Here is a 14,197-nt window from a genome sequence, read left to right on the forward strand (position 1 = left end):
CGCGCCGCAAAGGAATTCCCATGACCCTCGCTACACGCGTGCTAAGCCCGACCGATACGCCCCGGCGACCCAGCACGTGGCTCGCAGCTTCGTTGCGCATCGCGCCGGCGGCACCCACGCTGCTATTCCTGCTGGTTTTCTTCATCGTGCCGGTGGGGGAAATCCTGCAAGGCGGACTCGTCAACAGCGACGGCACGTTCGGCCTCACGCAGTTCGCCCGTATCGCGCACACGCCCGTGTATGCCAAGGTGCTATGGATAACCTTCGCGATCTCGCTGCTCACGGCGGCGTTCTCGGTGCTGCTCGGCTATCCGGTCGCCTATCTGCTGAGCCGCGTGTCGGAGCGCGTGCGCGAGCGCTGGCTGCTATGGATCATGCTGCCGTTCTGGACCAGCTATCTGGTCAAGACGTACGCGTGGATGTTGCTGCTGTCGAAGACCGGCGTTCTTTCCACGATCGCGCTCGCGCTTGGCCTCGTGCATGAGACGACCGGAACGATCCCGTCGCTGACGGGCGTGCTGATCGGCATGGTGCATTCGATGCTGCCGCTCGCCGTCATGACGATGCTGCCGGTGATGCGCGGCATCGACGAGCGTTTTTCGCAAGCGGCCGAGACGCTCGGCGCCGATCGCAGCACGAGCTTTTTCACGATGTTTCTGCCGCTCTCGTCGCCGGGTGTGGCGGCTGCGGGTCTGCTCGTGTTCGTTTCCAGTCTCGGCTTTTTCATCGTGCCTTCGCTGCTCGGTTCACCGCGCGAGACGATGATCGCGCAACTGGTGATTTCAGCGGTGCTCGAACTGTTCGACATGCATTTTGCCGGCGCACTCTCTACTGTGCTGCTGATCTGTTCGATTGCGATTTTCTTCCTGTACGACCGCGTCGTTGGCCTGACCTCGCTGACGGGAGAAGTGCGTGAGCGCGTACGGGCGTCGCGTGCGCAAGGATTCAAGCTCGCGATGCTGATCTGGGCCGGGCGGATCTGCGCGCCGCTGGTAAAGCGGCGCGGCACGGCCCAGCGCACCGGCGGCGTGCGTGTGTTCAGCCCGCTTGGCCTCTTCACGGTAGCGATCCTGATCGTGCTGGTCGTGCCGGTGTTGTCCGTGATTCCCTATGCCTTCACGAGCGGCGACTTCATCGCCTTTCCGCCGAAGCTCTTCAGTCTGCGCTGGTTCGGCACCTTCCTCGGTTCATCGGTCTGGCAGAGCGCGGTGATCCGGTCGTTCGAGGTGGGGTTCGGCACGGCGGTACTGTCGGTCGCGCTGGGTTTCGGCGCGACGCTGGCGATGACGCGCATGTCGCAGCGCGCCGTCAAGCCGCTGTTCGCGCTGATGGTCGCGCCGCTGATCGTGCCGCGCATCGTCGTCGCGGTTGGACTGCTGTATCTGCTGAGCCGCTTCGGGCTGACCGGCACCAACACCGGTCTGATCATCGGCCACACGGTGCTGGCCATTCCGTACGTCGTCGTGACGCTCGCGGCCGGCTTTCAGCGTTTCGACTGGCGCCTCGACGACGCCGCCCGCGTGATGGGCGCGTCGTCATCGCAGCGCATTCGCACGGTGGTGCTGCCGCTGCTGATGGCGAGCGTGAGCGCCGCGTTCCTGTTCGCTTTCCTCGTCTCGTTCGACGATCTGACGATCGCTATCTTCGTGAGCGGCGGCATCAATACCACGCTGCCCAAGCAGATGTGGGACGACATTCAACTGGCGATCACGCCGACATTGGCTGCGGTTTCGACGACGCTCGTCGTGCTGATCGCGCTGGTGATTTCGGTGTCCGCCTGGCTCAAGCGCCGCGTGCGTTGACCTTGCAAGCTCGATAAACGATAAGACATGCATTGCTATTCAGACTACTTTGCGAACCGTCATCCGCAAGACGAACTCGACTGCGTGCCGCTGCTGGCGGCCGGCCTGAGCGCTGATCCGGCGCATATTTTCCTGCATTACGAGGACCGTGCAATTCGCTGTGCGGAAGCGGCCGCACATATCGCCCAACTGCAGGCGTGGTTCGAGCGCTGCGAACTTGTACAGGGCGACCGCGTCGCAGTGATGCTCGGCAATAGCCCGGAGCATATTTATCTGATCTATGCGCTGATGCTGAGCGGGATTGTGTGGGTGCCGGTCAATACGAAGCTGCGTGCAGCGGGCCTCGAATACCTGCTTCAGCATGCCGAGCCGAAACTGCTCGTCATCGACGAGGAATTCGATGCGGTGACGGCGCAGATCGATTGCGGCACGACGCGGCTCACGCGTTTGCCGGCCTTCGATGCCGCCGCGGCGGCGCCCACGCTGCGCACGCCGGTCGTCGGCGTGCATAGCCCGCTGTGCATCATCTACACGTCCGGCACGACGGGCGCGCCCAAAGGTGTGCTGTTCACGCACCGGATGATGCGCATTGCCAGCGAAGCCGCTTTGCGGGTGGCCGACGTGCGTGAAGGCGACCGTCTTTTCATGTGGGAGCCGCTGTGCCATATCGGCGGCGCCCAGATGTTGCTGCTGCCGTTCCTCGTACCGGTCAGTCTCCACGTGGTGCCGCGCTTCTCGGCCTCGCAGTTCTGGTCACAGGTGACGCAAGCGGGCGCGACGCAGTTGCATTATCTGGGCGGCGTGCTCGACATCCTGATGCAGTTGCCGCCCGATGAGCAGCCGCGTGACCATGCGCTGCGCGTTGCATGGGGTGCGGGTGTAGGCGCGGCCGCGTGGCACGCCACCGAGGCGCGCCTGGGTGTACGGCTGCGCGAATGCTACGGCATGACCGAATGCTCGAGCTTCGCGACGCTCAACGCAACCGGCAAACCCGGCTCGATCGGCAAGGTCCTGCCATGGTTCGACCTCGAACTGCTGGACGAGCACGGCCGCCCGGTCGCGGACGGCGAGCCCGGCGAAATCGTGTTGACCAGCAAAGTGGATGGCGCGCTGCTGCCGGCCTATCTGAAGAACGAAGCGGCGACCCGGGCCGCGCTGCGCGACGGCAAGCTGCACACCGGCGACCATGCGCGACGTGACGCGGACGGCGATCTGTTCTTCATCGGACGGGGAACCGACAGCATGCGCGTACGCGGCGAGAACGTGTCGGCATGGGAGATCGAACGTGTTTTTGCGGGGCATCCGGCGATCAAGGCGAGCGCAGCGATCGGCGTCGCGTCGACGATAGGTGAACAGGACATCCTTCTGAACGTGCAGTTCAAGGGCGCGGCGGTGGAATGGGAGGCCTTGCATGCATGGGCCAGCGAGCGCCTCGCAAGCTTTCAGTTGCCGCGCTATTACCGGGCGGTCGGGCAGTTCGAATTGACGGCGAGCGAACGGATCCGAAAGCATCTGTTGTCGCGAGATGTGCGCGATGCGTGGGATCGCTTGCAGCGTTGACCTCGCCGCTCGGGCGAGAGCGGATTGCACTGACGTTTATCTCATTCCAGGAAAATCGATGTGGTATGCAATAATATCTATTCGCCGCAAAGCAATTCCGGGAATGAGAACGTGAAACCCGCCCAGCCGACAAACCGCCGCAAACGCACCGCACCACCCGCCGCTCCCGGCGAGGAAATGGCGATCGATCCAACGCAATCTTCGCTGTACGTACAATCGGTTGAAAAGGCGATGCGGGTACTGATCGCCTTCGACGGTACCAAGCGGCAATTATCGCTTTCGGAAATCTCGGTGCTAACCGGCTTCGACATGAGCGCGACGCAACGCTTCACGTTCACGCTGGCGGCGCTCGGCTATCTGTTCAAAGATCCGGATAGTCGCAAGTACGAATTGTCGCCCAAGCTGCTCGATTTCACTTACCACTATCTGACCTCCAACGAACTGGTGAGCCGGGCCACGCCTTATCTTCAGCAACTCGGATCCGAAACGGAAGAGGCCACCAACCTGACGGTGCTCGACGACATCGACATCGTATTCGTACTGCGCATCGTCAGTCGGAATGTCTTCAACGCGCATGTCATCACCGGCTCGCGTCTGCCGGCTTATTGCACGGCGCCCGGCCTCGCGATCCTGGCCACGCTATCCGATGGTGAGGTCGACGATATCCTGTCGCGTACCAATCTCGTCCAGTACACCGCTTCCACCGTGCATCAGCCGCGCAAGATCAAGGAGCGCCTCGTGCAGATCCGCAAGCAGGGCTATGCACATACCGAGGACGAGTATTTCGTAGCCGACATCTCCACTGCCGCGGCGATTACCAACGCGCACGGCCGTGGCATCGGCGCGGTGAACATCGCGATCACGCGTTCGCGCTGGCAAGCGGACCGCGATGAGAAGCGCTTCGCGGACCTGGTCGTTTCGACCGCTTCGGCTATTTCTGTACGTCGGCGCGTGGACTAGATAGTTGCTTTGGCGCTTCTCCGGGCAGTCAGAACGTCGAGGATCGTCAGAACTCGGTGACAGGGCGCCTTTCACGGAGTGCTTTCCGGTCGACCTTGCCCGATTGCGAACTCGGCAGTTCGTCGAGGAATTCGATCACTTTCGGGTAACCAAATTGCGAATGCGCGTCGCGCACAAATTGACGAATACTGTCGGCCGTCTCCGCGTTGGCATTGAATCCGCCGGCAAGAACGATGTACGCCTTTACGCGTGACCCGCGTTCTGCATCGACGACGCCGATTACGCCGGCGGCTTCGACCGCGGGATGCCGGCAGCACGCCTCCTCAACTTCGAATGGGCTGATGCGGTAGCCGGATGCCTTGATCACGTCGTCCTTGCGCCCGACTTATCGTCGCTACTCGCCGCAATGGGGGCTGACCGGTCACACGCATCCAGATAGCACATGCATTTCCCCGACTTGAGGTAAACATGACACATGTGTCACAAATAAAGTCCTGACATGAGCGTCAGAAAATGGCAAAAAAAAAACAAATCGAAACTTTCGTCGACCGAATGGCCCTATCAGCCGACGAATCCGGGCTGAAAAAAGGCGAACGTACCCGTGGCCAGCTCAAGCTCGCGGCAGCACGTTGCCTCGAGACCAGCACGGTCGCGCAACTCGGGATGGACCAGGTGGCTGCCGAAGCAGGCGTATCGCGGCCGACGATCTACCTCTACTTCCGGTCAGTGGATGATCTCGTGCGTGAAGTGCTCGGCGATTTCCGCAAGCTGATGCTCGATACGCTCGCGCAAGCGCGCAGCACGGGTAGCGTGGAAGAGAATATTTATCTGACCAATGTCGCGTATGTCGAGCACTACGCACATAACGCTGCGCTGATGGAACGTGTGCGTGAGCTGATGAGCAAGGAGCCGGACATGCTGCTCGAACGGCAGCGCGTCAATGCGCTTTGGACGCGGAGAATTCTGTCGCGCGTGTTGAGTGCCGGGGCCGCCGATATCGATGAACAGGCGCTCGAACTGCGCATTCACTGTCTTGGATCGATGGTGGACGATGTGTTGCGCGAAGCATTCGTGGTCCGCAATCCGGCCTTCAACCTGGCGAGAACCGATACTGAAGCATTTGCTCGCGAACTTACCGCAATCTGGCAGCGCGCATTGCTGGCGGGGTAAGCGGGGACGTCTATGACCGTGTTGTTATACAGCGATCGATCGTGCGCGGCCACGCAGAGAACATCACTGATCACAATCAAACATCTACGTACACGTAGGTCCCGCCAGGTTGATCCGGCGGGACGGCGTAATCAAACGTGTCCGTATTTCGCCAGGGCCTTGGCCAGGCTAAGGCCCTGTTGCAATTCCGTGCGGATAAGGCGTTCTTTCTCCGTCAGGCGTTCTGCTTCAACCAGGACGGTATCGACCACTTCGTGTGGAATGATCAGAACACCATCCTCATCGCCGAGCACGAAGTCGCCGGGGCGCACCGTTACCCACTGTGAAGTGGCGCCGCGAACGCTTACCGGCACTTGCCAGCCATTGACCTTCCAACGGGCAATGGATTGCACTGGAGTGCGATAGCGCGCGAACACCGGAAAGGCCTGGTCGGCAATCCAGCGGATATCCCGGATCCCGCCGTCGACTAACGACCCTACGCAGCCTCGCTCTTTCATGCCAATGGCGATAAGCTCGCCGAAGTAGCAGACTCCTTCCCCGTCGCCGCTCCAGACCGTGACTTCACCTGCGGACACCCCTGCGCAGGCTTGCATCTTGTCGGGGTCCCCGCCGAGTTCATATGGGGACATCTGGCCGCGAATGGTGTATGCCCAGCCTGCCAGCTTGCCACCCGAGGCGGGATAGGGGGCAAGGACCGACGAGAGCCCCTGGTGGAACAAGCCGAGGGTATCGAGCACATCCGCGACGTTGGATGTGTCAACTAACAGGAATCGTTGGCGAATGGCCTCGCGATCCTCGGCGCTTCGTGCTACTGAAATGGCGTCCATCATCTGTTCCTTGAAGAATGTTGTTTAAATGCTGAGGATCATGCCGCCGTCGACGCGTACGACGGAGCCCGTAATGAAAGCGGCGCGCTCGCTGGCGAGAAATGCCACCGCGTCGGCGTATTCTTCGGGCTTGCCGTAGCGTCTGGCAGGTATCGACGCCGTGCTCGCGGCTACGACCTCCTCATAGGTCTTGCCTTCGCGGCTTGCACGTGCCTCGTCCAGTGAGCGAATGCGATCGGTAGCGATTCGACCTGGCAGCACGACATTGACGCAGATGCCGTCGGCAGCGACTTCATTGGCCAGAGTCTTCGACCAGCCCACCAGGGCCAGACGTAACGCATTGGATATTCCGAGGTTGGGTATCGGTGCGACTACGCCGGAAGATGTACTGGTGATGATTCGGCCCCAGCCTTTCTGTTTCATCGCCGGTAACAGAAGATCTGTGAGATGCATCAATGACAGAACCATGGAGTCAAACTGGTTTCGCCACTGCTGCGGCGCCACGCCTGCGGCCAGCGTGGGGGGCGGTCCGCCGGAATTGTTGATCAGGATGTCCGGGTTGCCCACTGTGGTCCTGACATTTGCGACCATGGCCGAAATGCTCTCGAGGTCGGCCAGGTTGGCCTGGAAACCGTGGGCTGTTCCTCCTGCCGTACGAATGCGTGACACGGTGTCTTCCAGTGCTTGACCGTTCTGGTCCGATACGGCAACCGTCGCGCCTTCGCGAGCCAGCGCCAGGGCAATGGCCGAGCCCAGTCCACCACCAGCTGACATGACAAGCGCGACGCGGTTCTTGATACCTAGGTCCATGGAGAACTCACTAATGTTGGAAGGAAGTGGAAATGCCTGGCAATCAGGCAATCGGGCAAGCTCGCTTGTGCGGATTCCACTCAGGTGCAGATGGAAATCCGCCAGATTTTCAAATCAGTAGTTCGCAGGCTTGACGGATGCGATCACACCCCAACGCTAAACGCTCGTCTGACGTAGAAAACGAAATCCGGAAGTGACCGCTTGTGCCGAACGCGATCCCGGGCACTACTGCCACGCGCCCGTAGTCAAACAGGTAATCACACAGGTCAACATCGTTTTGCAGGACCTTTCCTTCTGGTGTGGCTCTGCCGACCAGACCTTCGCAAGACGGAAAAAGATAGAACGCGCCTTCCGGACGTCTGCAGCGAATGCCGTCGATCGCGTTTAACTTTTCCAATGCGGTGTCACGCCTTCGTTGAAAAGCGTCATTGCGTTCCTTGATGAAATCCATCGGGCTGTCCAATCCGGCTTGCGCGGCCGCTTGAGAGACAGAGCAGGGATTGCTGGTGCTTTGTGACTGGACGGTTGCCATCGCCTCGATTAGCGGCTTTGGGCCGCCGGCGAATCCGATACGCCATCCTGTCATCGAGTAAGCCTTCGACATGCCGTTGACGGTAAGAACTCGCTCCCGCAACTCTGGCGCGGCTGAGGCAATAGTCGAGAACTGCCAGCCGTCGTAACGAATGTGCTCGTAAATGTCATCCGTCATCACCATAACGTGCGGATGCCGGAGGAGCTCGGCTGCCAGGGCACTCAGTTCTGCGCGCGAATAGCCCGCTCCAGTGGGATTGCCTGGCGAGTTGAGAATCAACCACTTGGTGCGAGGCGTAATCGCTTCGCGAAGCTGCTCTGCGGTGATCTTGAAACCTTGTGCTTCGCCGCACTGGATATCGACCGGCACAGCGCCGATCAACCGGACCATGTCGGGGTACGAGACGTAATAGGGGGCGGGGAGAATGACCTCGTCGCCAGGGTTCAGCGAAGCGAATAGGGCGTTGAAAATAACCTGCTTGCCACCCGTGCCCACACTGATTTCGCTGACATCGTATGAAAGGCTGTTTTCACGCCAGAACTTTCGAACGATAGCCTCCTTCAACTCCGGAGTGCCATCAACATCGGTATAACGCGTGACGCCGGAGTCGATGGCGCGTTTCGCTGCATCGCAGATATGTTCGGGCGTGGGGAAGTCTGACTCTCCCTGAGAGAGGCTGACAACATCGACACCTCTGCGACGCATGTCGGCTGCACGCCTGGTAATGGAAAGTGTCGGTGAAGGTTTCACCGCGTCAAGAAGTTGAGATAATGTGGGAGAGAACATTCGTCTTCCTAAATTAACATGCTGCGGAACCACCATGGTAGAGGCAAGTTTCTCAGAGGAAAATCAATATATATCCTTGCCACTCACCAAATATTTTGATGGGTTAAACGATCGCCGGAAAATTGCGAATGTCATCAAATCACCGCGGCAGCGTGACATCTTCGTCGAAACCGGGTTAGTGATGGAGAATTCTCGAAAGGAACTGTTGTGCACGATCAGTTCGCTCCGCTACGTTGCCGAAGAATTCTTCCTTCGGGGTGTCTTCCAGTATCCTGCCCTGATCCATGAAGATCACGCGGTGGGCAACCTTCTTCGCGAAGCCCATTTCGTGCGTCACGCACATCATCGTCATCCCTTCGCGCGCAAGCTCCACCATCACATCGAGCACCTCGTTGATCATCTCGGGATCGAGCGCCGAGGTCGGCTCGTCAAACAGCATGGCAATCGGGTCCATCGAGAGCGCGCGAGCAATGGCTACGCGCTGCTGCTGGCCGCCCGATAGCTGGCCGGGGTACTTGTCCGCCTGCGTCTTGAGGCCGACGCGGTCGAGCAGCTTCAAGCCCTTACCGGTCGCCTCCTCCTTGCCGCGCCCCAGCACCTTGATCTGTCCGAGTGTCAGATTCTCGGTGATCGTCAGGTGTGGGAACAACTCGAAGTGCTGAAACACCATGCCTACCTTTGAACGAAGCCTGGAGAGATTTGTCTTCGGGCTGCATACGGGCGTTCCGTTCACAACGATGTCGCCTTTCTGTATCGGCTCGAGGCCATTGATGGTCTTGATCAGCGTGGATTTCCCTGATCCGGAAGGACCGCATACCACCACCACCTCACCCTTGGCGACATGGGTGGTGCAATCGGTTAGTACCTGGAAAGCGCCGTAGTGTTTGGATACGTTGTTTATCTCGATCATGTGGAAGCCTTTTTCTGGAGACGCTTTACCATCCGGGAAGCGAAGAAACAGATCACAAAATAGACGACACCGGCGAATAGCAGCATGTCGACCGTGCGTCCGTCGCGCTCACCGATGTCGTAGGCGCGGCCGAAGAAGTCCGCAAGCGCACTGACGTAGACGAGAGACGTATCTTGGAAGAGGATGATCCCCTGCATCAGAAGTAGCGGCACCATATTGCGAAAGGCCTGTGGCAGGATGACCAATAGCATGACCTGTCCATAGTGCATTCCCAGTGCCTGAGCGGCGAATAGCTGACCGCGTGGAACGCCCTGAATACCCGCGCGAATGATCTCGGAGCAGTACGCGGCCTCGAACAGCGAGAACGCGATCAGCGAGGACGTCATTCGTAGATCCGAGGCAGCCGACAGGCCTAAAACCTTCTGTAGAAACTGCGGGACGATCAAGAAGAACCACAACAGCACCATCACGAGCGGAATCGAGCGGCAGACGGTCACGTACCCTTCCGAAAACCAGCTTAACGGCCGAATTGAAGACAGACGCATCATCGCGAGAATCGATCCCCAGACAATGCCGACGATTGCGCCCGTCAAGGTAATCTCGAGAGATACCATCATGCCTTCGCCGAGCACTTTGAGGTTGGCGGGATTGATGAGACTGAAATCGAATGCGTAAGCCATATTGATCTCTTATTGGGTGCTGATGTAGCCGGGAACTCGAGTGCGACGTTCGATCCAGCGCATCAGCATCATGACGGCCACGTTCAGGAGGCAGTACAACAGCGTTATCGTGATGAACGACTCATAAGGACGGGCTGTGTAATCGACTAACTGCCGTCCCTGGCCGGCGAGGTCGAGAAGCCCGATGGTTGAGGCCACCGCGGAGTTCTGAAAGATGTTGACGAATTCCGTTGTGAGTGGAGGCACAATAATGCGGAACGCCATTGGTAGAACCACGTAACGGTAGGTTTGTAGAGAAGTCAGACCCAGAGCGAGGCTTGCATTTCCCTGGCCACGCGAAAGACTGCCGATACCGGAGCGCACCTGCTCGCAAATTCGCGCGGCTGTGAACGTACCCAAACAGATGACACCGGCGAGGAATTGCTGAATGAGAGGATCCATCTGTTTAATTGCTGCTCCCCATGGCAGCAATTCGGGAACGACGAAATACCAGATAAATAGCTGCACCAGCAATGGAACGTTTCTAAAGAGTTCGACATACGCGCTGGCGAACCCGGACGCCCATTTATTTGGCAGCGTACGCATCACGCCGAGAACGGAGCCAATGCAAAGCGCGATGATCCAGGAAGTCGATCCGACTGCGATGGTTACCTTCAGCCCGGATACTATCCAATCAAGGTACGTTTGGGTGGCAGAGGCCTTTTCAAGAAATACGCCCCAATGGAATAGATAAGGCATGGTATCCGTATGAACGCGTCCCGAATGCGCAACTCTTCAGGCTAGCTCGCAGTCTTTCTACGTTCGTCAAATATAAAAGCATGGATCTTGTGCTTCGCCTGGTCACTGGATATGACCGGGCGCCTGCGCGCGTACTAGTCTTTGCCGTACCCGAAGGCGACTGCCTTCCGGTCGTCAATATTCGATACAGGCACACTAGCTACTCGTCGAGCGCTTTGTCGCTCGGGTTGGCGATCAGCGTTTTCATATCGGAAGACATTGGGAAATCAACGTTGAATCCTCGCGGCGGGATCGGCTGCGTGAACCATTTGGTGTAGAGCTTGTTGATCGAACCATCCGACATCATTTTGGCAACGACGTTGTCAACCAGCTTCTTGAATGGGGTGTCGTCTCTTCGAAGCATGCAGCCATAGGCTTCCCGGGTGAACGGCTTGGCCACCACGACCCAGTCCTGGGGCGATCTTGCTTTTGCGCGCTCGGCGTACAGGATTGCATCATCGTCCATGTATCCGGCCGCGCGGCCAGATTCCAACATCAAGAATGCCTCTCCGACGTCTTTGGCACCAATGATGTTCATTCCAAGTTTTTCCTTATCGTTCATGTTGCGCAGCAGGCGCTCACCGGTCGATCCAGCTGCCGCAACGACGTTGTGACCTTTCAGGTCTGACCATTCCTTGATTCCGCTGTCTTTTTTAACAAGGAGGCGAGTGCCGATAATGAAGATGGTGGTTGAGAATCCCACCTGCTTCTCGCGCTCCAGGTTGTTGGTCGTCGTGCCGCACTCGAGATCAATTGTGCCGTTCATCAGCAGCGGGATCCGGTTCTGGGAAGTGACGCTCAGCTCCTTTACCTGCAACGCCGGCATTTTCAGTTGCTGCTTGACCGCATCGACGATCCTGGTGCTGATGTCGTACGAATATCCCGCCTGTTGATTGCCGCCGAGGTTGTAGTTGAACGGGGGCGAGTCATATCTCACACCAAGTGAAATGATTCCCGTGTCTTTGATCTTCTGCAGCGTGGGGCCCAGATCGTCAGCCATGGCATTACAAGCGATTGCCAGCAAAGCGATCCCTGAGAACATCTTAAGGTTCTTAAGCATGGTTAATATTCCTCTACATTGGTCTCGGTTTGAAAATCTTGTTCTGGGTTGCGCGGGGAGATAGGCGCGCACGCCGCTATGCGGTTCCGGGGTCACTCAGGGTTCACACCTGGAAGTCACGAGATGCCTCTTCACTTCTCAAGGTGGATCGTTAGGGGTAGTCTATGGCGAAAAATAAAGCATCGAAAACGATATGTTTTTGCCCTTGTGAACATTTTTTTTGATGAGTCGCGATGCTTCGAGAACTTCAGACCTTCCTGGCCGTGGTGCGATACGGGTCATTCGCCAGCGCTGGCGCTAATATCGGGCTCACACAGTCGGCCGTTAGCGCGCAAATCCACAGGCTCGAGGAGGAACTGGGCCTCGCGTTGTTTGACCGGAGCGGCCGGCACGCGGTACTCAATTCGGCTGGCTACGAGGCTCTTGCCGTAGCCGACGAAATTATGGCGGCGTACTCAAAGCTTGGCCGTAGCGCGGCCAGCTCCCGTGCCGGCCTGATCCGGGTCGGCGCCATTTCCTCGGCGCAGGGCTCTTTCCTCGCGGATGCGCTGGCAATCTTCCGATCTGAGAATCCAGAATGCCGCGTGAGGCTGGTTCCAGGGGTTTCCCTGAATCTGCTGGGACAGGTGGATTCGGGGGAGGTGGACATGGCGGTGATAATCAAACCCCGGTTCACGCTCCCCGCGGATCTACAGTGGAGGGTATTGTTATCGGAGCCCTTCTTCCTGCTGGCGCCCAGGACGCATAAACGTGTCGCGTGGCGAGCATTGCTGGAATCGGAGCCGTTCATCCGCTACGATCGAAACGCTTTCGACGGTAGGCTGGTCGATCAATTTCTGCGTCGATCAAAAATCTCGGTGAAGGAAGCGATCGAGCTTGATGAGCTTCAAGGGATTGTTCAACTCGTTCGGCGCGGCGCCGGGGTGGCGCTCCTTCCATCTACATCTGCTTTGTCGCTTCCGGATGGGGTAGTTGCTTTGAGTCTTGGGGAAGCCACCTTCTTCAGGGAGGTCGGACTGGTCGAGCGTCCCGCCCATAGTCGCCAGCCTGCTGCCAATCTGTTGGCGTTGCGGATACTTGAAGCTGCACAAGCTCAAGCTCGTGGAGACTAGCTGATGTTTGCAGGCACGCTTGCTCAGATCTGCCGGACGGCCATATCGTCGTTGGGACGTGAATTGGCCGCCTGGAAGCCTTCCAGAGCGCGCGCGACATTCGGGGCGGAAGCGATGCTCTCGGTCGCACTTTCAGTTGCGCTCGCCAACGCATTACATCTTTCCGACACATGGTGGGCAGCAATCAGCGGTTTCGCCGTCATGCAAACGAGTTTTGCCGGCTCCGTGCAGCGTGCCGCACACCGCATCATAGGTACGCTGATCGGTGCCGCGCTTGGCACCCTGGTGGGGCCCTGGATCGGCGACCGGCCGTGGCTGTTTGTGCCCGCATTGGGCGTGATCGGAGGGGTGGCGGTATATCAGGCCAACGGGTCCAAAGCGGCGTACGCCTGGGTGTTGGGCGGCGTGACTGCCCTGATGGTGACGTACGAAGCGCATGCGCTCGTGTCAGTCCGATCAACCGCATTATTTGCAGCGCTGCGAGTCGCCGAGGTCATGGTGGGAACGCTCGCTTGCCTGCTGGTGGCGAGCGTGTTTCACTTCGGGCCGAAGTGGTATGCGAAGAACGGGCCGTCGTCAGGGTCTGCAACTGCTCGCGCGGCCGGCGAATCCGTGGCGCCTTCCGCTTCAGTTCTTCCGCCGTCTCCAGAATCGATGCGCCCGACTCGCATGCTGCTGGGCTTGCAGAGTGCACTGGCAATCACCATCCTGGCAGCCCTTACCTATGTTTTGCATCTGCCTGGATTCGCGCAAGCAATGGTCACGGCGATCGCAGTGCTGATCTTGCCGGCAGGCCTGCCAGCAGACAGAACGCGGCAGCCGGTCATGGAAAAGATGGTGCACCGCGTGGCCGGCTGCCTGCTGGCCGGCGCGCTCGGCGTGGCGCTGCTGCCGCTGATGCAGGGGCAAGCGATCTTGTGCATGTTGGCGCTGTCTGCCGGCGTATGGATAGGCTGTCACGTGCAGACGGGGCGGGAAGGCGCAAGCTATGTTGGCCGGCAATTCACGATCGCGTTCATCATGGTGTTTGTGCAGGACCATCATTGGTCGGCGGATCCGGTACCTGCGATGATGCGGCTATCGGGCATTCTCGCCGGAATCGTCGTGCTGGCGGGGGTAATGCTCGCGACCAGTAGGCTGCATCTGGCGCCGTCGTCGAACGATGTTAGCGTTTAGGCACGATGATCAGAAGGCACAGACGACAACACGCT

14 protein-coding genes are annotated in these 14,197 nt (G+C 58.9%); 6 read left to right on the forward strand and 8 right to left on the reverse strand.

The window, feature by feature from the left end:
- Nucleotides 1-20: 20 nt before the first annotated feature.
- The 3 genes from PQR53_RS18470 to PQR53_RS18480 all read left to right on the forward strand — a co-directional run bounded on the left by PQR53_RS18470 (nt 21) and on the right by PQR53_RS18480 (nt 4,322).
- Complete coding sequence (locus tag PQR53_RS18470; protein WP_408456581.1) at nt 21-1,802, forward strand: ABC transporter permease subunit; 1,782 nt, start codon at nt 21-23, stop codon at nt 1,800-1,802.
- A gap of 27 nt (nt 1,803-1,829) precedes the next feature.
- The gene (locus tag PQR53_RS18475) at nt 1,830-3,362 is read left to right on the forward strand and encodes an AMP-binding protein (RefSeq protein ID WP_408456583.1); all 1,533 of its coding nucleotides are present in this window, start codon (nt 1,830-1,832) and stop codon (nt 3,360-3,362) included.
- A gap of 177 nt (nt 3,363-3,539) precedes the next feature.
- Entirely contained in the window at nt 3,540-4,322 is a 783-nt protein-coding gene (locus tag PQR53_RS18480) for an IclR family transcriptional regulator (RefSeq protein ID WP_408456585.1), read from the forward strand.
- Nucleotides 4,323-4,368: 46 nt separating this feature from the next.
- On the opposite strand, the gene PQR53_RS18485 is transcribed toward PQR53_RS18480, so the two are convergent.
- A complete protein-coding gene (locus PQR53_RS18485; RefSeq protein WP_408456588.1) occupies nt 4,369-4,689 on the reverse strand; it encodes an AMP-binding enzyme in 321 nt (106 codons plus the stop codon).
- A 146-nt stretch (nt 4,690-4,835) separates the two neighbouring features.
- Between PQR53_RS18485 and PQR53_RS18490 the strand changes: the two genes are divergently transcribed.
- Nucleotides 4,836-5,492, forward strand: a complete 657-nt coding sequence (locus tag PQR53_RS18490) for a TetR/AcrR family transcriptional regulator (protein WP_408456591.1) — start codon at nt 4,836-4,838, stop codon at nt 5,490-5,492.
- A gap of 131 nt (nt 5,493-5,623) precedes the next feature.
- Here the strand turns inward: PQR53_RS18490 and PQR53_RS18495 are convergent, their stop codons facing one another.
- The 7 genes from PQR53_RS18495 to PQR53_RS18525 form a co-directional block, all read right to left on the reverse strand.
- Complete coding sequence (locus tag PQR53_RS18495; RefSeq protein WP_408456593.1) at nt 5,624-6,322, reverse strand: RraA family protein; 699 nt, start codon at nt 6,320-6,322, stop codon at nt 5,624-5,626.
- Between the two features lie 21 nt (nt 6,323-6,343).
- Entirely contained in the window at nt 6,344-7,129 is a 786-nt protein-coding gene (locus tag PQR53_RS18500) for an SDR family oxidoreductase (RefSeq protein ID WP_408456596.1), read from the reverse strand.
- Between the two features lie 109 nt (nt 7,130-7,238).
- Nucleotides 7,239-8,447 carry a pyridoxal phosphate-dependent aminotransferase gene (locus tag PQR53_RS18505; RefSeq protein ID WP_408456599.1) on the reverse strand — a complete coding sequence of 403 codons (1,209 nt, stop codon included), beginning with the start codon at nt 8,445-8,447 and terminating at the stop codon, nt 7,239-7,241.
- Between the two features lie 175 nt (nt 8,448-8,622).
- Nucleotides 8,623-9,357 carry an amino acid ABC transporter ATP-binding protein gene (locus PQR53_RS18510; protein ID WP_408456602.1) on the reverse strand — a complete coding sequence of 245 codons (735 nt, stop codon included), beginning with the start codon at nt 9,355-9,357 and terminating at the stop codon, nt 8,623-8,625.
- Nucleotides 9,354-10,037, reverse strand: coding sequence for an ABC transporter permease subunit (locus tag PQR53_RS18515; RefSeq protein ID WP_408456604.1), 684 nt, complete (start codon nt 10,035-10,037; stop codon nt 9,354-9,356). The genes PQR53_RS18510 and PQR53_RS18515 overlap by 4 nt, the downstream gene beginning before the upstream one ends.
- A 9-nt stretch (nt 10,038-10,046) precedes the next feature.
- Entirely contained in the window at nt 10,047-10,775 is a 729-nt protein-coding gene (locus tag PQR53_RS18520) for an amino acid ABC transporter permease (protein ID WP_408456607.1), read from the reverse strand.
- A gap of 199 nt (nt 10,776-10,974) precedes the next feature.
- On the reverse strand, nt 10,975-11,856 hold the full coding sequence (locus tag PQR53_RS18525) for a transporter substrate-binding domain-containing protein (protein ID WP_408456937.1): 882 nt from the start codon (nt 11,854-11,856) through the stop codon (nt 10,975-10,977).
- Between the two features lie 251 nt (nt 11,857-12,107).
- On the opposite strand from PQR53_RS18525, the gene PQR53_RS18530 reads away from it, so the two are divergent.
- Nucleotides 12,108-12,986: a LysR family transcriptional regulator gene (locus PQR53_RS18530; protein WP_408456610.1), complete on the forward strand. Its 879-nt coding sequence runs from the start codon at nt 12,108-12,110 to the stop codon at nt 12,984-12,986.
- A gap of 3 nt (nt 12,987-12,989) precedes the next feature.
- Nucleotides 12,990-14,162: an FUSC family protein gene (locus tag PQR53_RS18535; protein ID WP_408456612.1), complete on the forward strand. Its 1,173-nt coding sequence runs from the start codon at nt 12,990-12,992 to the stop codon at nt 14,160-14,162.
- Nucleotides 14,163-14,197: the final 35 nt, after the last annotated feature.

The organism is Paraburkholderia fungorum (genome assembly GCF_046027605.1).
GTDB classification, from domain to species: Bacteria; Pseudomonadota; Gammaproteobacteria; order Burkholderiales; family Burkholderiaceae; genus Paraburkholderia; species Paraburkholderia fungorum_F.